Origin of the sequence: Larkinella sp. VNQ87 (genome assembly GCF_049445795.1) — a bacterium.
Lineage (GTDB): Bacteria > Bacteroidota > Bacteroidia > Cytophagales > Spirosomataceae > Larkinella.
Genome location: NZ_JBMSDT010000010.1, coordinates 289,504 through 311,059 on the forward strand (window position 1 = coordinate 289,504; position 21,556 = coordinate 311,059).

Sequence of the window (21,556 nt, forward strand, 5' to 3'; positions counted from 1 at the left end):
GGAAAATGCCGGATTATCAGCGCAACGAAATCGAACGCTCAGGTTGTACCGGTTTTTTAGTTTGCAGGTTCACTTCTTTGACAACTTTCGAAGCACCATCGCTGACCACCACCTGGTAAGTTCCGTCTTGTAATTCACTCATATCGAAACGGGTACGGGTTGTCGTTTCATTTTTGTTCAAGTGATAGGTTGCCAGGATAACACCCGAGCGGTCCAGCAGTACTACATCCAGGGCAGTGCCTTTTTCTTTGGCTACGATGACGTTTACTTTGGCTGATTCAGAAGAAGGATACAATCCTACCTGATAAGCAGTGCCGGTTTTTTCGTTGTCTGTGTTGGCAAATGTTACGGTTGAAGCGCTAACTGCCAGCGCAACGAGTACGGAAGAAATAAATGATTTCATGGTGTGTGTGTTTTAAGTGTTCTGATTTGTTGTTGTTTTGTCCTTATTGACGATTCAAAGGTAGCAGCATAAACCATTTCGGACCGAACGATAGTACGCTAACGGTCGGTTCGCCCTGCCGAACGGCTTCTAAAAAGGATGAGTAATTAAACGGCAAATCGCCATTCATAAAAATAACAGACAGATTATCAACATCTTACAAAATAACAAATTCTACAGAAAATCGTAATGGCATATAATAACCCAACGGTTTTCGGCAATCTGACCAAAGACTATTGCTTCACTTTCGGTTTTCTCAAAATATAATTTTAGTATGATGGAATCTGCGGCCTTATATCGAATTCCGCCGGTTTTTGAAGCTTTCCCTGAACTGATAGCAGCCGAAAGCACCCGGCATGGCGGAGTAAGTCCCGATCCGTTTGCCTCCCTCAACCTGGGTTTGAACACCGCCGACGCGCCAGACAACGTTCGGGAAAACCGTCGGCGTTTTTTTTCCAGCCTGGGTATTGATGCGGAGCAAGTTGCATCCTCCCATCAGGTTCATGAGGATAGGATTCTAACCGTCACGCAACCCGGCCGGTTCGAAGGGTACGACGCCCTGATCACCGATCAACCCAATCAGTTCCTGTCGGTGACGGTGGCTGATTGTACACCGATTTTGCTGTACGATCCCGTTCGGCGGGCCGTTGGGGCTATTCATGCGGGTTGGCGGGGCACGGTGGCCGGGATCGTGATGAAAACCGTTCAGGCCATGCAGGCGCGGTTTGGCACCCAGCCCGCCAACTGTTTTGCCTACATCGGTACTTGCATCGATGCTTGTTCTTTCGAGGTTGGCGCGGAGGTCGCCGATCAGTTTGAAGACGGTTTTAAGCGGTTTGAAGAAGACCGGCAAAAATTCACGATTGACCTGAAAGCCGCCAATACCGCCCAGTTGGTCGCCACGGGCATTCCGGCCAATCAGATCGGTGTCTCGCCCTTTTCTACGGTTATACACAATCAGGATTATTTTTCGTACCGGGCCGAGCGCGGCAATACAGGGCGGATGGTGGCGGTGATCGGCTACCGACCGTTGGCCTGACCAGCCCGGCATTCTCGAACCATACCGCAAGGTTCACTTTTGAACAAAGCCACCTATCTGGAGTTGTAACTCGTACAAACCCTAAAAACGTACGATTATGGAACTCTTGATGACGATCCTGGTAGGTGCCATCGCTGGTTGGCTGGCCGATCTGGTTTTCAAACGCTTCTCGTTCTCCCTGTTCATGGAGATTTTGCTGGGCATTGCTGGTGCTTTTATCGGCGGGTGGATTTTTGGCAATACGTTTGCGACGGGTGCAGGTGGCCTGCTCGACCGGATTTTGACCGCCTTTGTCGGTGCCGTTATCATTCTGGGCATTGCCGCCCTCATCAAAGGTTCACGAAAGACCACCTGAGCCTTTCTGCTCCGATGGTATAATGCCAACCGATCTGTTCTAAAAGACAAACTCTACTTCTTTAAACGCAAAACTTCGCAGCCGGTCGCCGACCTGAATGGCCAGCCGACCGGTTTCTTCGACACCCACGATAACGCCCCGGAAACGAGCGCCATCTGCGATAAACGCACTTTCCTCCTGATAACGGAATAAAACTTGCAGGTAATTCGTTTTCAGAACATCACGCTGACCGGACCGAAGTGCCAGATATCGGCGTTCGAGTGATTCGAGTAGTCCAGGCAATAAGTCCGGGAGAACGAAATCGTGGTCATTTGGTGTTTCATTACTAAGCGAGGTTGCAGTGGGCACCCGAAAGCGGGTTTGATTGATATTCAGCCCGATCCCTACCACCGACCAGCCCAGGGTGTAACCGTATAACGTGTTCTCAATCAGAATTCCACCGATTTTACGTTCCTGAACATAAAGATCGTTGGGCCACTTGATTTTTAACCGGTCACCGACATACGTTGTCAGCCAGTCACTGATACCGAGAGATATGGCAATGTTAAGCCAGAATTGTTCGTTGGCCTGGAGAAACGAAGGTTGCAGAATAAGCGAAAAAGTCAGATTTTGTCCGGGTTGTGCTTCCCATTGATTGCCCCGCTGTCCCCGTCCGGCGGTTTGATGTTCAGTAATCACGACGGTTCCGTCTAAGACGTTGCCGCCGGTAATCAGACTAGACGCAACATCGTTGGTGGACTGACAACTTGGCAGATAATTAATTTTTTGACCAAGAAATAACGTTTTGGGTCGAAACTTGTACAAATTTTTAATACATTTAGTTGGATGAACGCCAAATCATGGTACATAGCTTCAATTTTGACCCGTACCCGCTGATTTTGGTCTGTGCAATTTAAACCAGTAGCATGAGAATAAACAAAACCAAAGAGTTATCATCCGAAGAATTGTGCAAACTTGTCGTGAAAGGAATGCAGGAAAAGAAAGCCATTGACATTGTTGTCATGGACCTTCGCGACGTAAAAAATGCCATTTCTGATTACTTTGTCATCTGCTCCGGAAATTCCGATACGCAGCTTGACGCCATCGCCGATTCGGTTGAAGAAGAAGTGTACAAAGCTAGCCAGGCTAGTCCCTGGCACGAAGAAGGGAAAACGAATCGGGAGTGGATTCTGCTCGACTATGTGGATGTGGTCGTTCACATATTTAAAAAAGAGCGCCGGGTATTTTATGACCTCGAGCAACTTTGGGGCGACGCTGAAATCCACGTTGTGGAAGAAACCTTCGCATGACATACCCTGAAAAGCCGGTTAGACCTGGGACAAGACCGGCTTAATCCCCTGAACGGTGTTTATCCGCTTGTACGACCACCTACCCCGCTCAGTTTCCGTTTATCGAAACCCTAATCCAATAGAAACAATCCATTATAAAATGGTGTTTCCTTTTTTGTCTTGTAAGCCGTAATTCTGTTGCCAAAATGCCTGATAACAATAGAAATCCACTCACCCCCCGAACGCCCCGACGCCCCAACTTTCAGGGCTGGATTGTAGCGATCCTGATTGCTGCGATCCTGGGGATCACTTTTTTCAACCGCAGCAGTGCCGTTCGCGAAACGACCTTCCGCGGGTTTGAAAAAATGGTTAAGAATAAAGAAGTCGAAAAGGTAGTCATTGTCAACAATGACGTCGTTGAAGTGACCCTGACGCAGCAGGCGCTTCAACAGAAATACCGTACGCAGTTCCAGGATAAATCGTACTTCAATTCCGACTCCGGTCCACACTTCAGTTTCCGGGTTTCGTCGGCCGAATCGTTCAAAAAAGACCTTGACCGCATTCAGGAAGGCGTACCGGATAACGAGAAGATCGATTACAAAATCGAGCAGCGCAGCGACTGGAGCGGTTTTCTGCAAACCTGGGGCTTCTTCATCGTGATGATTCTTGCCATGTACTTCCTGCTCGGCCGGATGTCGGGCGGAGCCGGGCCAGGTGGCCAGATTTTCAACATTGGTAAGTCCAAAGCCGCCTTGTTCGATGCTGAAAACCGGGTCAAAATCACGTTCAACGACGTGGCCGGTCTGGATGAAGCAAAAGAAGAAATCAAGGAGATTGTCGATTACCTGAAAAACCCGACGAAGTTTACCAAACTGGGCGCTAAGATTCCGAAGGGCGCTTTGCTGGTCGGCCCTCCGGGGACGGGTAAAACCTTGTTGGCGAAAGCCGTAGCGGGCGAAGCAGGCGTTCCCTTCTTCTCTCTGTCTGGTTCCGACTTTGTCGAGATGTTCGTCGGTGTCGGGGCAGCCCGGGTTCGCGACCTCTTCAAACAAGCCAAGGAAAAAGCGCCCTGTATCATCTTTATCGATGAAATCGATGCCGTCGGTCGTTCACGGGGTCGGGGTTCGATGCCCGGCGCCAACGACGAACGCGAAAACACACTGAACTCGCTGCTGGTTGAAATGGACGGTTTTGCGACGGACTCCGGGATCATCATCCTGGCCGCTACCAACCGCCCGGATGTACTCGATTCGGCCCTGCTGCGCCCCGGCCGGTTCGACCGCCAGATTAGCATCGACAAACCGGATATCGTCGGTCGGGAAGCTATTTTCAAGGTTCACCTGAAACCGATCAAACTTGACAAAGACGTTGATCCGAAAGAACTGGCGGCCCAAACGCCGGGTTTTGCCGGGGCTGATATTGCCAACGTTTGCAACGAAGCCGCCCTGATTGCCGCCCGTCGGAACAAGGAATCGGTCGATATGCAGGACTTCCAGTACGCGATGGACCGTGTGATCGGTGGTCTGGAGAAGAAAAACAAGCTGATTTCGCCGGAGGAAAAAGAAATCGTGGCTTACCACGAGGCTGGTCACGCCGTGACGGGCTGGTTCCTCGAACACGCCGATCCGCTGGTGAAAGTAACAATTGTGCCGCGTGGTGTGGCCGCCCTGGGTTACGCCCAGTACCTACCGCGTGAGCAGTACCTGTATCGCACGGAGCAACTGCTCGACGAAATGTGCATGACGCTGGGCGGTCGGGCCGCCGAAGAAAACGTGTTTGGTAAGATTTCGACCGGCGCGCTGAGCGACCTCGAACGGATTACGAAGCTGGCCTACAGCATGGTGACGATGTACGGGATGAACGACAAGATTGGTAATGTATCGTTCTACGATTCCAAGCAGAGTGAATACCAGTTCAACAAACCGTATTCGGAAGCCACCGCTGAAGCCATCGACGAAGAAGTTCGGAAGATCATCGACCTGGCCTACACCCGCACGAAGGAATTGCTGGAGAAAAACCGGGCCGGACTAGAAGCCGTAGCGAAAGAACTGCTGGAGAAAGAAATCCTTTTCCAGAAAGACCTGGTACGGATTCTGGGCAAGCGGCCGTTCCAGAAAGAAACGACCTACCAGGCCTACAAAAATACCGGCGAAATCGTCGAAGAAGAGATTGGCACCAACAGCAAACCGGAACAAACCGAACCGCTGCCGACGCCCGATCTTCCGGCGCTTTCTTAACTATCTGATCTGTATCATTCAGTATACAAAAACGGCTCCGAATGCTCGGAGCCGTTTTTGTTTTAAAGCCCTTTAACGATTCAGCTGTACCCATCCGGAACCTTTTTAGGCTTGCTCGGATTCAGCCGCAACTTCTTTAATCGATGGACCAATCAGCTAAACAGGCCTCAGCGTTAATTATCCGCTGTCAGGGTCTTTGACTGTTTCGACAGCCCGGCGCTGACAGGGAGGAAACAGTTCCCCTACCTAATTCCACCCGCATCAAGTCACCCCTGTTTTCCTTTTATGCCATTTCAAAAAAACCGGGCCGGGAACGGCCCGCTCCTGCGTCCATCCCCGGCCCGGTTTTAACCTACACAACTCCGGTTTACTGCACCGACGTCGAATACAACTGATTAAACAGCAACTTGAACGTGCCCTGTGCCTGAGCTCGGAACGTAATCTCGGGCCCGAAGGCGTAGAACTTGCCGGAACCGACGGGGGCCATGAAAGCCGCTACGCCGTCCTGCAAATACGCCTGACCCCAAGCCCAGCCGCTGCGGAGCGGTTTGTTGGTCGAAAACCAGGCTAACGGTTTGACGGTGCCCTTGGCCACTGCTTCCGGTGAGAGTTTGAAAACCGGGCTCGCATCGAAGTACACATCGGTTTGCTGCGGCATTCCCCAAGTGGCCTGTTGCGTCGAGTCGAGACTCACTTGCAGAATGCTGCCCGGAATGTAGTATTTCTCGTTCGGCAGGGGCCGCTCCGTTCCGGCATTGGTCATTTCCGTCAGTGCATTTTTCACCGGCAAGCCCAGGTGATAGGCCAGGTTGGTGCTACTGCCAATGGTTACGACCTGACCACCCGATTCGAGGAATTTCTTCAGTTGCGGAATCGATTTGTCGGCGGTAATCTTGCCCAGCCACGGCCGAAATTCGGCGGGCAACTCCTCGGCTTTAGGCTCCCGGCTGGCGTACCCTCCGCCTTCGCCGGTTCCTCCGCCAGTCGCACTGACCGGCGGAATGGCCCGGGTTACAAACACGATCACATCGAATTTCTTACGCAGATCCCCCGCGTCGATGTCCTGAGCGTAAACGACCTGCATCGGGAAGTGGTATTGCTCCATCAGCCAACGTACCCATCCCGACGGCATTGAACCGCCGTACGTGTCCCACAACCCAATTCGCATCGGAGCCACTTTCACCAGCGACCCGGGCGGGCGTTTTGACACGCCAACGACCTCAAGGCCCAGGTCTTTTGCCGACTTATCCAGCAATGATTTGGCTTTGGCCGATGCCGGTATGAAGAACGAGCCCGCAGCCAATGCGGATTTGCCGCTCACGCCAGCAGGCACCCGAAACACTTCAACGCCCGATTTGAGCAGGTCATTGACCGCAATGAACGCGTTGTTTGCCCGGGCGCTCAGCGCGTAGCCCGCTGCCGAACCGGCTTCCATACTTCCTTTCGGGGACTGCAATTCTCCGTAGGGTAATTTCTTGAACGGACCCTCGAAACCGTCGAGCACCCGGTCGAATTTCACACCCATCTGGTAAGCGAGCGTCCAGCCAGCCGCGTCGTACGGGCGAACCGGCGGGCCACCGGGGTATTGAAAATCATTCGGGTGATCCTGCGGTTCGAACATATCCAGCACGTGCGGCCGGAACGACTGATCGGTTTTGACGATGTACGAACCCGCCGGGTATTTTTTACCGGCCACCGTAAAGTCAGCCGTGGCTTCCTGAATCTGAATCCCGGTTTTGATCAGCGCATTGATGAACTTCACCGCTGTCGCAAAATCCGGCTGATCGGCCGGGATGATGTAGCCGCGCGGATCGCGCAGCGCCGGATCTTTCAAAACCGCATCGTAATACTTCACCGGAATACCACCCCCACGTGGCAGCAAACCGTATTGATCGGGCGTCGTGGCCGTGCCGCTGGTGGGTGGCGTCTTTTTCAAATCGGTCTGGTACAACTGATTGATGGCGTCGATGCGCTTCGGCGACAGCGTCCAGTAATCCTTGCTCCCGTGCTCGATGGCATTTTTGCCCATCCGGTAAATGTTGTACAGCAACTGATCGCGGTGCCGGGCAGCATAGTCGAGCGTCGCGTAGTTCAGCGACAAAGAGTAATCAATCGACTGCTTGAAATACCACTTCTGGGGCGTTACCGGAAATGGTGTGTTCCCGTTGGGAATCAATCGGTTGGGCACCAGCGGAACATCCTCCGGCGTCGGATTGCCAATGATTTCGGTCAGCAGCCCGATCATGTTGTGGAAGTGCGTGGTGGTCCGCAGCCCGCCGTTGTACCAGGTCGAGAAAACCGAGCCACCGAGCCGCGTAAAACCGGGTTTGTTCTCCGCGTTCAGGCGGTTGACCATTGCGGCTCCGAGGGCGTCGATCCCGGTGATCATCAACGGCTCGAAAACGTAGTTGAACGGATCGCGGTACGGTGGGCCCGCCAGCACCGACCCCGCCGGGCCGCGTTGGTGGTGGTTATACATAATCTGCGGAATCCACTCGATAAACAACTGACGGCCAATATTTTGCGACTCTTTCATATTCATGATGAAAAAGTCGCGGTTGTTGTCGTGACCGGCGTATTTCTGGTACAAACGCGGTACATTTTCCAGCAGCCGCTTCTCAGGTTTCGGCTCCCGCATGTACCAGTTGCTGACCAATTCTTGTCCGTCCGGGTTGGCGTGGGTGAGCAGCACAACCACATTATCCAGAATGTTCAGCGTTTCGGGGTCTTTCCGGCTGACCAGTTGCCAGGCGGTTTCGATCAACTGCATCGTCCCGACGGTTTCGGTCGCGTGCAACCCGCCGTCGATCCAGACGACAGCTTTGCCCTCAGCCGCCATCGCCCGGGCCTGTTCCTCGCTGACGCCTTCCGCGCGGGCCATCTTGGTCGAAATTTCTTTGTAGCGATCGAGTTTTTTGAGGTTTTCGGGCGACGAAACGATCAGCATGTACTGATGCCGCCCCTCTTCGGTCATCCCGATGTCCACGAGTTTGACCCGGTCGGAAGCGGCCAGTTTTTTGAAATACGCTTCGGTTTGGGTGTAAGTAGCCAATTGGTAATCGTCGCCAATGTTGAAGCCAAAATGCTCTTTCGGGGACGGAAGTGACTGAGCCTGTGCGGTGGACAGACAGAGCGAAAATAGAAAAAGAAAGGCTGGTAGAAACCGTTTTCTCATAGGAAGTGGGTTAGTTTGTTGGACTGACGAAGTAAACTATTTTTTCCTTTCGGCTGAAGCAGTTACAAAATAAAATTTTACGAATTATAACAATTACGACATAGATTATTGAATATTTCAGATTATTAAACGAATCGTCTGATTTAATACTAAAAACCTACTCAATCTTCTTCAACTCGGCCTGGCGGTCTTCGTCCAAGTTCACACGGCCGAAATCCGGATGCGTATTCACTTCTACGGTGTAGCCCTGAATTTTGTCAACTTCAATGGTAAGTTCAGTCGCCATGAAATCGAAGATATGCCCACCGGATTTATGGTCGTCAGCCAGGTAATGGAAATGAAAACCGGGTACGTTGACCTTTGCCAGATACCCCGGCAGCAGAAAACCGATCACTACACCGTTCGTTTCACGCAGGTTGAAGACGTACTGATTTTTTGCGAGGTGATCTTTCAGCGTTGGGTACGGTTTTCGGGCCGGACCGGGGGCGCGGGCCGTCAGCTTCGAAAACCGGCCTTTCATTCGAATGGCATAGAGTTCGTTGGGCGGTAGCGCAGCCAGCAACGTTTTTTCCAGATCATCGAGGCTGATGTTCTGAATCGTAAAGCTACTGTCGGCTTTGAAGAACTTGATAAAAGCGATGGAGGTGCTATCCTGATCGGCCATTTCATGAATGGTGCCGTCGTAACGAACCTGGTAGACTTTCCCCTGATCCACCACCAGTTCGCCATCGACCCGGTTGAAGGTTCCGATGCCGAAATCGCCTTTGGTTTTCAGTTCACCCAGCGTCAGGTTGCCATCGAATGCCCCGGCCAGCAGGGCGTCGATGATCGAGTATTGGTACATGAAGTCAGTTTTGGCGGTTTTGGGCGCTTCGGCGGCCTGTTGAGAAGTACAACGTTGGAGGAGAACACCGAGCAATACCGTGCAACCGTAGCGACTGGCAAGCCCGGCGGCTGTCTGAAAAATCATGGAAAAGGCGGTTTAGGAAGTTATCTCTGGCAATCAGGAGCTCATCGGACTTTCAGCCGTACGACGGCCCGGCGCTGACAGGGCTTGTGTTAGCGCTTGGGACCAATCGAATCGTAAACGATTACTTTTTCCCACAGGGATGAGTAATCTTCCACAAATTTGAGGTGAATCGGGTGGGTTTGGTAAATCTCCTCATCCATCAGATTATCGAAGAAACAGAGCCACGAAACCGCGTACGAACGTTCGATCACCGAACGGGTAGTCGGCGCGGGGGTTCCGATGTGGACCAGTTTGATGGTCGGTACTTTCGCCAGTTTGTTCAGTCCTTCGATCAGTTTGGCTTTATCGGCTTCACTGCCCGGGTTCTTGAGGTAAAAATAAACGTGGTGAACAAATAACTCTTTCGGGGCGCTGTTGGCGGATACCCCAAGGCCCAAACCGGCTCCCAGACCGGCTTTAACAAATTTTCTGCGGGATGGTTGTTTCATACTGGTAGATAGATGAACAGGAGCCATTGGATTGGTTACAACACAGCTCCGGTTTACGAATGTAGTCGGTAAAAAATGATCGAAGCGTGAAAAATATGAAATAGCAGAAAAATAAGTGCACATCCAAAGAAGTACCACCGACTAAACGGCAACTTCCCGTAAAATGAATCCCCCATCAGCCCTATGCCTGCCAACCAGACCGCGGGCGTATAGGAGGGGGCAGTAAAACCGGCTAAACCCGTACTCCACGAACTTTCCGGAAACCGGATCAGGACTAACCAGGCGGCAAAATAGACCAGCAACCCAACCAAATAAAGGCAAAGGCCGGTTTTTTGAACCCTGGTCGATAAATGAAAAGGCGTAAACAAAGCCAGCGCAAAAACCGCCATTCGTGAACTGTTTTCGCCATAGGCGAGGAAAGGCGAAATATTATTCCAAAAAACATCCGCCTGAAAAGGCCGGGGCAGTTGATCCGTTAAGGCACTATTCCAGACCATGACCGGAACAAGCCACAGAAAACTGTTCGCCAAATAGCTTCGAGCCGATCGATGCGTCATTTTACTGCTTCTTTTTGATCGGCGAAATTACAGTACTTTTACCAAATGAAAACCTCTCAAGACCCCGCCCTGGCGATTTCCAATTTGGGTATTTCGGCTTTAAACCCCATGCAGAAAGCGGCAGAAGCGGCCATTTTATCGAACGCTGAAATCCTTTTGCTGGCCCCCACCGGCTCGGGCAAAACGCTCGGTTTTCTGCTCCCGGTTTTACAACTACTCAAGCCCGAACAAAAAACCGTTCAGTGCCTGATTCTGGCCCCTTCCCGCGAACTGGCGCTGCAAATCGAGCATGTCTGGAAGAAAATGGGGACCGGATTTAAGGTAAACGTCTGCTACGGGGGGCATCCGATGGCAACCGAAATGCAGAACCTGAATGACCCGCCCGCCGTGCTGATCGGAACGCCCGGCCGCATTGCCGACCACCTCGACCGGCGAACATTTGACCCTGCCAACATTCATACGCTGGTGCTCGATGAATTCGACAAATCGCTCGAACTCGGCTTTCACGACCAGATGGCGTTCATCATCAGCCATTTATCCAACCTGACCAAACGCGTACTGGTGTCGGCCACGGCCCGTGTCGACATACCGGCTTTTGTCGGAGCGCCCTCTCCTATCCGGCTTCAGTTTCTTTCCGACGACGCAGCCCAGCCCAACCTGGCGCTCCGGCTCGTTTGGGCCGACGATCGGGACAAAACCGCCACGCTCGTCCGGCTGATCAGTTCGTTGCAGTCGGAAGCCGCCCTGATTTTCTGTAATTACCGCGAAACCGTTGAGTCGTTGAGTCAGTCGCTTTGTGATCGCGGCATTCGGACGGCTTTTTACCACGGTGGACTGGAGCAGGACGAACGCGAACGGGCGCTGATTCAATTTCGAAACGGCAGTGTGCGGTATCTGATTACCACGGACTTAGCTGCCCGGGGGTTGGACATTCCTGAAATGAAACACGTCATTCATGTTCAGTTGCCAGCGCACGAAGCCGAGTTTCTGCACCGCAACGGCCGAACCGCCCGGATGCAGGCTACCGGAACGGCTTATCTGCTGCTGCACCCGGACGAAAACCGCCCGTCTTACCTCTCCGACTCACTTGACGAATTGACCCTCGCAGAATTCTACCCTCTACCCGAACTGCCTGATTTTCAAACGATTTACATCAGTGGTGGCAAGAAGAATAAACTGAATAAAGTGGACATTGTCGGTTTTTTTTCGCAGAAAGGTGGTCTCGAAAAAGGCGATCTTGGCCTGATCGAAGTGAAAGATTTCAGTTCCTTTGCCGCCGTCCGAACCACCAAAGTTCAGGCACTGCTGGCGAAGATCGAGGGCGAAAAAATGAAAGGCAAAAAGTATAAAATCGCCGTAGCCCGGTAGTTATTTGGCGTCTGGCACCCGCGTAAAATCCAGGTCGTGGAAGTCGTAACTGAAATCGGTCAGGGGCGAAATGGCCTTCATTTTGATCGAAACCGGCTTTCCCTCATAGTCCAGTCCGAACATCACGAACGCATCGGCTTCCAGGCTCCGGTCGTTCCACTTGACCACAAACGTGTTGCCTTTATAAAAAAACAATTCGCCGGTCAGGCGCGGGGATCGTTTGGAAACAAACAGGAGTTTGTTATCACCGGCAACAATTGAAACATCGCCCAGCCAGTTATCGCGGTAGGTACCGGTGTAAAAATAAATGGGGGTTCGGGCATCGGTTTTCTGCTGTTCAGCCTCGACGGTTTTCCAGACCTCGCGGGTCACCTTGTCGCCGTATTCCGTATTGGCCTGCATCCGGTCGCGACCTTCTTTGACGCGATCCGTTCCGGTAATGCCCAGGTAATTGTCTTTGATCTGGTTGGTAATGGCCGTAAAAGCCGCCCCGACCTGCTGATTGGTCAGGACGATGATGCCCAGCTTCAGTTCCGGCAGCAGCGTCACCTGCGTCACCATCCCGGGCAAACCGCCGGTGTGTGAAGCCTGTTTGTACCCTTTCACATCGCTCAAAAACCAGCCCAAGCCGTAAGCCGCGAAGTGGGTGTTGTACGGACCCGGATTGCCGACGGGAATGATGGTCTGCGGAGTCCACATCTCGTTTTGTACCCTCGAGCTGAACAGGGTTTTAGTCGACCGGTTTCCGTATTTGCCACCCTCCAGTTGCATTAACACCCATTTACTCAGGTCGTTGACGCTGCTGTAAATACCGCCCGCCGAGTTGCCGGCTTCGAGCAAACCGCGTTTGATCACCCGCAAGTTGCCATCCACCACGGCGTGGGCATCAATGACATTCGTTTGGTCTTTCGGCAGGCGCGTAAACGAACCCCGGCTGTGGGTCATTTCGAGCGGCTGCATGATCCGGTTTTCGACAAACTCCTCCCAGCTCTGGCCCGACACCCGCCGAACGACCTCACCGGCCACCATGTACAGCAAGTTGTCGTAATCGTATTTGGTCCGAAAACCGGAAACCTGTTTCAGATACCGCAGGTTATGAATCACATCCTTGAGCGTAAAGTCGCTCGAATCGGGAAAGAACATCAGGTCGCCCGCTCCGAGGCCCAGACCACTGCGGTGGGTCAGCAAATCCCGGATGGTAAACTCCTCGGTCACATAGGCATTGTACAGCCGAAACTCGGGAATGAAATCGATCACCTTGCTGTCCCAGTTCAGCTTGCCTTCGTCGATCAGGATGCCGAGCGCAGCCGCTGTAAACGCCTTGCTGTTCGAGGCAATGCCGAAGAGCGTGTTGGCATCGACGGGCTCGCTGGTCCGCAACGACCGGACGCCGTAGCCTTTGGCGTGAACCACTTTCCCGTCTTTCACCACGGCCACCGCAATACCGGGCACCTGAAAGGTTTTCAGCGTTTTCTCAGCTAGTTGATCGATCTGGGCCGGGGTAATGGGCTGTCCGAAAACCGTTCTGACAACGAAAACCGGAAAGAGTAAAAAAGCCAGGAAAGGAAACCGTGAGTGCATAGCGGGCGATTTGACAACCGCTAAAGATAACGCATTTGCCGAAATTGTTCCACAAACCTTGGATAACCCCGAGTCCCCTTAGCCCCGGGTTGCACCCGGGGCTAAGGGGACTCGGGACTCGGAGCGACAGTGATCAGTGCCCTCCCTGCCGGGCAGTCAGGCAACGCCTAATTACCCCCCGGGCGCGAGGGTCGCACCTCGATTTTACTCGGCAAGGTCCGGGCGGGCATGTGAATCAGGTCCAGCACGATCTGTCCGATGTCTTCCGGCTGGATTTTCCAGGCATCTTTCTCACTCGGCCGGTGGTTGTTGAACTCCGTTGCCACGGAACCCGGCATGATGGTCGACACTTTGATCCCGGCTTTGCGCACATCGAGCATCAGCGCCTGCGTAAAACCGACCAGCCCGAACTTGCTGGCGTTGTAAGCCGTGCCGTTTTCGAAGAAGTTGGTCCCGGCCAGACTGGCAATTGTGATGAAGTAGCCTTCCGATTTTTTGAGCTCATCCAGCGTGGCTTTGATGGAATAGAAAACCCCCGTCAAGTTGATGTCGATGGTTTCGGTCCACTGCTCGGGCGTCAGGTCCTGCACCGGGGCAAAATGGCCGACTCCGGCGTTGGCAATGACGTAATCCAGCCGCCCCCACTGCTGAATCACGGCGTCGACTGCCCGCTGTTGCGATACCAGATCACGCACGTCGGCAGCAATACCGAGCGCGAAGCCTTCTTTCAATTGATTCAGGGAAGCCGCAGCCTCTTCGGCATTTTCCTGTGAGCGGCTGGTGATAGCCACCCGAATACCGTCTTTAATCAAGACTTCGGCCACGCCGTAGCCAATGCCTTTTGAGCCGCCGGTCACGAGGGCGGTTTTGATGGTTTCTGCCATAAGGTAAACAAATTGATGGATTGATGCTTTCGGGATAACCCGTCGACTAAAAAGAAAGTTTATTCATCAGAGCCACACACCAAGGATCTTCACCCATCAATGGGTAATTTTTCTTTCCAGATCAAAAGTTCCCCTTTACCCACGGGCACCAGTGCGGTGCTGAAACCGGGCGTCTCTTCCAGCAGCTTTTGAAAAGGGGCCAGTTCCTGCCGGTGGGACACCGCATTATCGACGACCACCAAGCCGCCTGGTTTCAGACTAGCGTTAACGGAACGCCAGTGGCTGACGTATTGGGTGCGGTCAGCATCCCAAAAGATAAAGTCGAACGAATGCGGTTGGGTCGTTTGTAGAAACGTTTCTGCATCGGACACCACCAAATCGATGAATAAACTCAGGCCGATTTTTTCAAAATTGGCACGGGCCAGTTCGGCTTTGGCAGGATTTAACTCAACCGTCGTTACCCGCCCGCCGGTTCTTTGAACAGCCTCCGCCAGCCAAAGGGTCGAATACCCATTGGACGTTCCGATTTCCAGGATCGCGCGGGCTTCGGTGGCTTTGACCAGCAGCGAAAGGAAGGTCCCGGTGTCGGGTGTGATGTTCAGCAACTTGTCGCGTTTGGCCGTTGCCTGAAGATCGTTTTGTTGTCCTGACTCGTACAACTCATCCAGAAACTCTTTGAATCGTTCATCCATTTGCTATGCATTAAATGCCCCCAGTTGTATCAGGAGCGACAAATTATCAACAATCCCATACTCCTTCCGGACTCGACTTCCGTTAAACTCCAGGAGGGTCAGGCCACTCACGCATACTTGCTTTTGGTTCGGTTCCACGCCAAACAACGTTCCCTGTTGATGAGTACCCGTATACTGCCAACGAACCGTCACCTGATGACCGGCCGGGATGACCTCAAGCAGATCGATCCGTAAATCCGGAAAAAACGAATACGTCATGCGCAGCACCTGCCGGTAAGCTTCAAGGCTATTACAGGGCTGCTCGAAGTGAGTGTACCACACTTCCAAATCCTCATCGGCCCGGTGGTTTAATTCCTGGTCGTTTCCGCTGTTCCAGACCTGCATGTAGGCCTTTGCCAGCGAAATTAAATCCTGTGTTTCCATCAAAATACCCTTTAGGAATCTATTTCGAATACTGTTTTTGCAAATAGTCCGCCCAGCTTTGCGACTCGATGGCGTACGCCGGGCAGGTATTCCAGCCGTTGGCAAAGGCCCTCATGACGCTACCCAAGATGGGTATCGGCAGGTAGAACTTTCGTCGGGGTTGATACAACTGCCACTCCTTAACGAGCTTATCCACTCGCAGAACCTCCGGACCGCCCATGTTGAAGGTAGACAGCAGCGGCCCCATTTGCACCAGATACAGGAGTTGGTCCGCAACTACAGCCGGGCTAATGGGCTGCGCAACCAGCCGGGTCGGAACGAGGCCAACCGGAAAGCGGAACAATTGCCCCAACATGGCATCAATGAATCCGTGAAACTGAGTCGAGCGAAGGATGGTATAGGGCTGTTCGCTCCGTTGCAATAGCTGTTCAGCGTTTTTTTTGGCCTGGTAGTAGCTCAACGGAATCTGATCCACCCCGACAATTGAAACATAAATCAGATGTCGAACCCCGGCCCGTTCGCAGGCATTGATCAATCGCTCCATGGCGATTTCTTCAAACGAACGAACCCCAATCCTGCTCTCATTACTCGCCAGATGGATTACGGTCTGAATGCCATCCACGGCCTGCTGCAAGCCCTGACCACTGGCCAGATCGACGGCGGACCAGGCATCAGAGACCCGTCGGGGTGGGGTCCGGCTGATTTCCCGAACCCCAATACCCGCCTGGATCAGCCGAGGCACCAGCGCAGTCCCCAGCATTCCGGTTCCCCCCGTAACTAATACGTTCGGCGGGCGTCGAAGCTGTGCATAAACTCGGTGGGGAACCGGATATCTCCCCAGAAAATCCGACCCACTCCCTACCGTTTTGTCATCCATCGCCGTAGAAAAAGAAGTTGATCCGTGACGACCTGCTCCATCAGACCGTGGTAAAAAGCGAAATGATCGGTGTCATACTCAATGACCTTCCCCCGTAGGGCCCGCTTCCCGACCCAGGTCTGAAAAACCGGGTTGGCGTAAACGTCCCGACGGGCCACACAAACCAGCAACGGCATGATCAACTGTTCGGCTGTCCCGGGTTTGTAGCGCGGCAGGTTCAGGTAAAACCGGGGTGTAAACCGGTTCTGCCAATACCGACTTTGTCGCGTTAGCTTTTCGAAGCTGGCTTGGAGCGCAGGGTCGGTAAAAACGGCCGTCTCATTAGTTGAACCATAGACTTTGCAATACCAGGGGCTAGCTCCTACCAGCCCCCGTACGGCATCCCAAACCGCAGCCAGAAGCAAATTCATCAACCTGTGCAACGGTATCCTGACGGTGGCTTTTGCCCGAGGATTGACCATATCAAAAGCCGGAACCTGGGCAATGATGGCCCGCAGCCGGGGGTCTCTGGCCGCAACGTTCAATACATGCCCCCCGCCCAGCGACGTACCCCATAAAGCCAGGCAATTCGGGTCAAGTCGGTTGTGGTGTCGGGCAAAATCCACGGCAGCTTCCAAATCCTGTCGTTGTTTTCTGACACTGACCAGTTGCCGGGGCACTCCTTCACTCTGCCCGAAGTGGCGATAATCGAATACCAGTACGGCAAAACCGGCTTCGGCAAAACGCCGGGCATACGCTGGCAGTACCCAGTCCATGGTTCCCGAAAAACCGTTCGCCATGATCAGGCCAGGAAGTTGTCCGGAAGAAACAGCCGGATAATACAACATGCCTGCACAGCGATTCTGGTGTGATTGAAAGGAAATTGACTCAACAGTTACCTCAGTCATAGACCAATAAAACAGATTACTACCGTTTAAATTGTCGAACCCGATCCGGCAGTCCCGTAGTTTGTTTTATTGGCTATGTCTGCCCACTAGACGTTTTGTGACAGCCTGACGAGATTTATTTTTTCCGGATTTCGGATGACATAGACGGTTTTAACCTGTTTTTTGTCTTCCTCAAAATACACCAGTGTATCGGGTAGCCGATCCCGGCTCAGTAAGAGTGCAGGCAACCCGTTAACGCGGATAACGTTGGGTATCAATTGACGAAAATCGGGTCGGGACAAAATGCCTTTCATAAATTTGAGAACCGCTTCCCGTCCACTGATCGGCCAGCGTGCCGCAGGTCGTTTTCCACCCCCGTCGGAGTAAACCACCATATCCTCCTTCAGCAACCGAATGAGAGGGGCAAAATCGGCCTCATTTCGGGCCAGTAAAAAAGCATCGACAAGGGCCTCAAAATCAAACTCTTCAGGTTTGTAGTGATCAGCCATGGGCTTGATTTTTTTCCGGGCGCGGGACAAAATCTGGCGGCAGTTCATCTCGCTTTGCCCGCAAATAACCGACAATTCGGAATAGGTGAACTGAAAAGCTTCCCGCAGAATAAAGACCGCCCGCTCGGTCGGGTTCAATTGCTCAACGGTACACAGCAGGCTATAAGACAGAATGTCGGCTGCCCCCTCCGGTTGAATCTCGACGGGTTCAATCCAGGGTTCGGGCAACCAGATACCGGGGTAAGACCGACGGTTTTTCTTAACCTGTTTAAGTCGATCAATCGATTTATTGGCAACTATACGGGCCAGATATGCCTTTTCATTCGCAATCCGGTCGGGGAGCGACTGGGTCAGTACGGCTTCCAGACTGTCCTGAACAATGTCCTCCGCTTCCTGAATTTCCCCCAGCAGATTATACGCAATCGCAAACAGGTAGGATCGAACGGCAGGCAGCGTTTTGAATCCGGTCATGGTCGGTATTGAGTTTGTCTCTGTTCATAACCGGAAGAACGGCGGAAATAGTGCCGGATGAAGTAGTAAGACAATCGCAACTTTTTCTTTTCAGGGATAAATACCCCTGATAGCCCTCTTTTCATGAAAGCTGCCCTCCTGTTCCTGGTGATCGGCCTGGTCAAGTCTCTGAGCGTTGCTCAAACCATCCCTTCCCGCATCTACGCCTGGAATCAGGCTCCGGTTGTAAAAAAAGACGGTTTTGAAGTCCGGACGCTGGTGGAAGGCACGACACGGGATTTTAATAATTTCAGCATCCACGGCATCACGGTTTTTCCCAACCAGCCAACACGACCGGCGCAGACCCTGGACGATGAAGCCTTGATCATCGTTAAAGAAGGCGAACTCACCGTTACGTTCGGAGAACGGACGAAAGCCCTCGGCCCCGGCAGTGTCGCCGTGATTATGCCGGGCGATGCGTATCGGCTGGAAAATAAAAGCGGTAAACCGGTTACCTACTTCGAGATGCGGTATACCTCCAAAGAAGTACCGGACCTTGATCTAACCCGGCTGGCGGGCGGCTCGTTCTGGGTTGACTGGCAGGACGTGCCGTTCAAACCGCACGATAAAGGCGGGATTCGCCGGATGTTCGACCGGGCCACGGTGATGTGCAAACGGTTCGAGATGCACGTCACGACGCTGAACGAAGGCTTATGGAGTCACCCACCCCACACCCACCGGGCCGCTGAAATTCTGCTCCTGATCGAAAACACCGCCCAGGAAAGCATCGACGGTGTGCTGCATCCGGCCCAGGTCGGCGACATCATTTTTCTGGAATCCAACGTGCCCCACGGTATTCAGAACACCAGCAAAGGCCCCTGTACCTACTTCGCGTTTCAGTTTGAATAAGACTTATCTGTGGATGAGTTTTCGCAAAACCGCCACACTTTGTTCGAGTTCGGACTCCGTGCTGGACGCAAACCCTAATCGCGTACTGTTCAACACTTTGCCAGGCGGATTGTGCGCTTGTCCATCGGCAAACGAAAGCCCCTCCGCCCGCGCTTTCTGGCTCAGCTTCACCAGATCGAGTGCTGGATCAAACCGGGCCCAGACTGCCAAACCCCCGTCCGGTTTTTCAAATTGAACCGTATCGGCCAGTTGTTGATCCAACAACGAACAGAAATTTTCACAACGGGCCGCATAGACCTGATGGGCTTTTTTCAAATGCCGTCGCATATCGCCGGTCCGAAACAGTTGCCCGACGGCAAACTCCAGCATAGTATCACCCTGCCGGTCGATGATCCGGCGCAGTCGGGCCAGTTCATTGATGACCGTTTCGGGGGCCACGACGTAGCCAATCCGGAAAGCCGGAGCCACCGACTTCGACAACGATCCCACATAAACCACCATCCCATTCGTGTCAGCGCTCGCCAGCGGCAGGATCGGTCGCCGGAGGTAATGAAACTCGTAGTCGTAATCATCTTCCAGAATGGCAAAACCGTATTGCGCACTCAATTGCAAAAGCCGAAGCCGACGGTCGGGCGGCATCGTCACCGTCGTGGGGTAATGATGGTGGGGCGTTACATATACCAACCGAACCGGCTGGCGCTCGCAAAGAGTCGCCAATGCTTCCACGTCAATCCCATGCTGATCGACGGGAACCGTCTGCAGGTTCGCGCCCGCTTGCTGAAAATTCATGTTCGCACCAAACCAGTTGGTTTCACCTACCACCGCCGTCTGACCCGGTGCAAGCAGCAACACGCTTGCCAGGTGAATGCCCATGATGCTGCCCCGCACGATGAGAATGTTTTCCGGTGTGGTTCGCAAAGCACGAGTTTCGTTCAGGAAAGCCGCCAACTCCTCCCTTAGCAGGCGGTTTCCCTTCGGGTCGCCGTAGCCAAAATGCTGCTGCGGATTTCCCCAGCGGAAATAACTCCGGTACGCCCGGGCCAACTCCTCCATAGGAGCCATCCGGATGTCCGGGAAGCCATCGTCCAGCCGCAGACCGTCGTGCATCGTCAGCACCGGACGCCTGAGGTGCGGTTTTGGGGTAAACTGAAAACCGGGTTCTTTTCGGCTCTCCTGCGGCCTGGTTAACCCATAGGTCTGTGGCACCACCACCGGAAGTTGCCGGGCCACAAACGTACCGCTCCCCGGCCGGGATTCGAGCCAACCCTCGGCCAGCAATTCGTCGTAAGCCGCAATGACGGTTTTGCGGTGAATCTGAAGTAGCTCTGCCAATTGACGTGTCCCCGGAAGTCTCTGGTTTACAGGTAGAATACTCGATGAGATGAGTTGCCGGAGTTGCCCGGCCAGTTGCAGATAAACCGACGCTTCGGCGGCTCGATCCAGTTGAATCAGTGATTTGAAAGGCAACATACCGGACTACCCGTTTTTCACAAACTGGATGATTTGTATAGTCCGGTAAAGATGCAACTTTGAAGCATCAAGTGCAACAGAAATTTGTTTCCGGCAAACGGTTTTCTACTAGTCGATCACGAACAGAACAACAAATACGACTTCTGTTGTCGCTCGCGACATGCGAGCGACAACGAGAGAATCAAATAATGAATAACGAACACCGAATATTGAATAGCGAAAACCATACGCTGAAAATCACAAAACAACCTGCCATGCAAACCGCCCGAACCACGCCCAGCCGCTCGGCCAAACGCGCCCACTATGATCCGGAACTCATTTATCCCATTCTGGACGAAGCTCTTTTCTGCACGGTCAGCTACGCGATCGACGGCCAGCCCTGGTCGTTGCCCACGGCCTTCGCCCGCGATGGCGACCGGCTGCTGATCCACGGTTCGGTAGGCAGTCACTTCATCCGGGAAGTGGAAAAAGGCATCCCGGTTTGCATTTCCGTGACGCTGATTGATGGTTTGGTACTGGCCAAATCCGGTTTTAGCCACTCCGTCAATTACCGTTCCGTGATTATTTTTTCGACCGCCGAAAAAGTGGAAGCGTACGACGATAAGGTAACGGCCCTGGCCTTGATCACCAACCAGCTTGTGCCGAACCGCTGGTTCGACTTGCGGCCGGAAACCGCCAGTGAAATCCGCAAAACGACGGTTCTGGCCTTTTCACTGGATGAAGCCTCGGCCAAAATCCGAACCGGCGGCCCTAACGATGAACCGGAAGACCGCCATCTGCCCATCTGGTCGGGCGTCATACCGCTGAAAACCGTCCGCGAAACCCCAATTCCGGATGAATCGAGCCAATCACTGCCTTTGCCGGATTACCTCCGTACCCACGGACCGCCGGTTTGTCGAGGAACCAGTGGATTTCGCCTTCGGCTTTCCGCAGGAGTTGGGCCGGGTGATTTTCAATGTCTTCCGGGCCATTCAGCACGGCTTCGACCGCTTCGGC

The 21,556-nt window shown here is 53.1% G+C and carries 19 protein-coding genes and 1 pseudogene; 7 read left to right on the forward strand and 13 right to left on the reverse strand.

Features of this window, described 5'->3' with window-relative positions; all coding sequences use genetic code 11:
* Positions 1–16 precede the first annotated feature (16 nt).
* On the reverse strand, positions 17–403 hold the full coding sequence (locus ACO2Q8_RS19145; RefSeq protein ID WP_423346455.1) for a hypothetical protein: 387 nt from the start codon (positions 401–403) through the stop codon (positions 17–19).
* A 313-nt stretch (positions 404–716) separates the two neighbouring features.
* Here ACO2Q8_RS19145 and pgeF point away from each other — a divergent pair, with 313 nt between their 5' ends.
* Complete coding sequence (pgeF, locus tag ACO2Q8_RS19150; RefSeq protein WP_423346456.1) at positions 717–1,481, forward strand: peptidoglycan editing factor PgeF; 765 nt, start codon at positions 717–719, stop codon at positions 1,479–1,481.
* A 97-nt stretch (positions 1,482–1,578) separates the two neighbouring features.
* Complete coding sequence (locus ACO2Q8_RS19155) at positions 1,579–1,836, forward strand: GlsB/YeaQ/YmgE family stress response membrane protein (protein WP_423346457.1); 258 nt, start codon at positions 1,579–1,581, stop codon at positions 1,834–1,836.
* Positions 1,837–1,875: 39 nt separating this feature from the next.
* On the opposite strand, the gene ACO2Q8_RS19160 is transcribed toward ACO2Q8_RS19155, so the two are convergent.
* Positions 1,876–2,640, reverse strand: a complete 765-nt coding sequence (locus ACO2Q8_RS19160) for a biotin--[acetyl-CoA-carboxylase] ligase (protein ID WP_423346458.1) — start codon at positions 2,638–2,640, stop codon at positions 1,876–1,878.
* Positions 2,641–2,741: 101 nt separating this feature from the next.
* Here ACO2Q8_RS19160 and rsfS point away from each other — a divergent pair, with 101 nt between their 5' ends.
* Together rsfS and ftsH are read left to right on the forward strand one after the other, a co-directional pair.
* Entirely contained in the window at positions 2,742–3,125 is a 384-nt protein-coding gene (gene rsfS / locus ACO2Q8_RS19165) for a ribosome silencing factor (protein ID WP_423346459.1), read from the forward strand.
* A 185-nt stretch (positions 3,126–3,310) separates the two neighbouring features.
* Positions 3,311–5,341, forward strand: a complete 2,031-nt coding sequence (ftsH, locus tag ACO2Q8_RS19170) for an ATP-dependent zinc metalloprotease FtsH (protein ID WP_423346460.1) — start codon at positions 3,311–3,313, stop codon at positions 5,339–5,341.
* A gap of 367 nt (positions 5,342–5,708) precedes the next feature.
* Here the strand turns inward: ftsH and ACO2Q8_RS19175 are convergent, their stop codons facing one another.
* The 3 genes from ACO2Q8_RS19175 to ACO2Q8_RS19185 form a co-directional block, all read right to left on the reverse strand.
* Positions 5,709–8,516, reverse strand: coding sequence for a M14 family metallopeptidase (locus tag ACO2Q8_RS19175; RefSeq protein ID WP_423346461.1), 2,808 nt, complete (start codon positions 8,514–8,516; stop codon positions 5,709–5,711).
* A gap of 157 nt (positions 8,517–8,673) precedes the next feature.
* Positions 8,674–9,486, reverse strand: coding sequence for an acetolactate decarboxylase (gene budA, locus ACO2Q8_RS19180; protein WP_423346462.1), 813 nt, complete (start codon positions 9,484–9,486; stop codon positions 8,674–8,676).
* A gap of 89 nt (positions 9,487–9,575) precedes the next feature.
* A complete protein-coding gene (locus ACO2Q8_RS19185; protein WP_423346463.1) occupies positions 9,576–9,974 on the reverse strand; it encodes a Dabb family protein in 399 nt (132 codons plus the stop codon).
* 602 nt (positions 9,975–10,576) lie between these two features.
* Here ACO2Q8_RS19185 and ACO2Q8_RS19190 point away from each other — a divergent pair.
* Positions 10,577–11,899, forward strand: a complete 1,323-nt coding sequence (locus tag ACO2Q8_RS19190) for a DEAD/DEAH box helicase (protein ID WP_423346464.1) — start codon at positions 10,577–10,579, stop codon at positions 11,897–11,899.
* Here the strand turns inward: ACO2Q8_RS19190 and ACO2Q8_RS19195 are convergent, their stop codons facing one another.
* The 7 genes from ACO2Q8_RS19195 to ACO2Q8_RS19225 all read right to left on the reverse strand — a co-directional run bounded on the left by ACO2Q8_RS19195 (position 11,900) and on the right by ACO2Q8_RS19225 (position 18,202).
* On the reverse strand, positions 11,900–13,480 hold the full coding sequence (locus ACO2Q8_RS19195) for a serine hydrolase (protein WP_423346465.1): 1,581 nt from the start codon (positions 13,478–13,480) through the stop codon (positions 11,900–11,902).
* 167 nt (positions 13,481–13,647) lie between these two features.
* Complete coding sequence (locus tag ACO2Q8_RS19200) at positions 13,648–14,364, reverse strand: SDR family oxidoreductase (RefSeq protein ID WP_423346466.1); 717 nt, start codon at positions 14,362–14,364, stop codon at positions 13,648–13,650.
* Between the two features lie 89 nt (positions 14,365–14,453).
* The gene (locus tag ACO2Q8_RS19205; RefSeq protein ID WP_423346467.1) at positions 14,454–15,056 is read right to left on the reverse strand and encodes an O-methyltransferase; all 603 of its coding nucleotides are present in this window, start codon (positions 15,054–15,056) and stop codon (positions 14,454–14,456) included.
* A gap of 3 nt (positions 15,057–15,059) precedes the next feature.
* Positions 15,060–15,479 (reverse strand): ester cyclase, encoded by a 420-nt coding sequence (locus ACO2Q8_RS19210; protein WP_423346468.1) that lies wholly within the window; start codon positions 15,477–15,479, stop codon positions 15,060–15,062.
* Positions 15,480–15,498: 19 nt separating this feature from the next.
* A complete protein-coding gene (locus ACO2Q8_RS19215; protein ID WP_423346469.1) occupies positions 15,499–16,356 on the reverse strand; it encodes an SDR family oxidoreductase in 858 nt (285 codons plus the stop codon).
* Complete coding sequence (locus tag ACO2Q8_RS19220; RefSeq protein WP_423346470.1) at positions 16,338–17,183, reverse strand: alpha/beta hydrolase; 846 nt, start codon at positions 17,181–17,183, stop codon at positions 16,338–16,340. Before ACO2Q8_RS19220 ends, ACO2Q8_RS19215 begins: the two co-directional genes overlap by 19 nt.
* A gap of 146 nt (positions 17,184–17,329) precedes the next feature.
* Complete coding sequence (locus tag ACO2Q8_RS19225; protein WP_423346471.1) at positions 17,330–18,202, reverse strand: sigma-70 family RNA polymerase sigma factor; 873 nt, start codon at positions 18,200–18,202, stop codon at positions 17,330–17,332.
* A 123-nt stretch (positions 18,203–18,325) separates the two neighbouring features.
* Here ACO2Q8_RS19225 and ACO2Q8_RS19230 point away from each other — a divergent pair, with 123 nt between their 5' ends.
* A complete protein-coding gene (locus ACO2Q8_RS19230) occupies positions 18,326–19,090 on the forward strand; it encodes a cupin domain-containing protein (protein WP_423346472.1) in 765 nt (254 codons plus the stop codon).
* Between the two features lie 3 nt (positions 19,091–19,093).
* On the opposite strand, the gene ACO2Q8_RS19235 is transcribed toward ACO2Q8_RS19230, so the two are convergent.
* Complete coding sequence (locus ACO2Q8_RS19235; RefSeq protein ID WP_423346473.1) at positions 19,094–20,560, reverse strand: PLP-dependent aminotransferase family protein; 1,467 nt, start codon at positions 20,558–20,560, stop codon at positions 19,094–19,096.
* Between the two features lie 254 nt (positions 20,561–20,814).
* On the opposite strand from ACO2Q8_RS19235, the pseudogene ACO2Q8_RS19240 reads away from it, so the two are divergent.
* Positions 20,815–21,432: pseudogene (locus ACO2Q8_RS19240) on the forward strand (pyridoxamine 5'-phosphate oxidase family protein); the annotation flags it as partial.
* Positions 21,433–21,556: the final 124 nt, after the last annotated feature.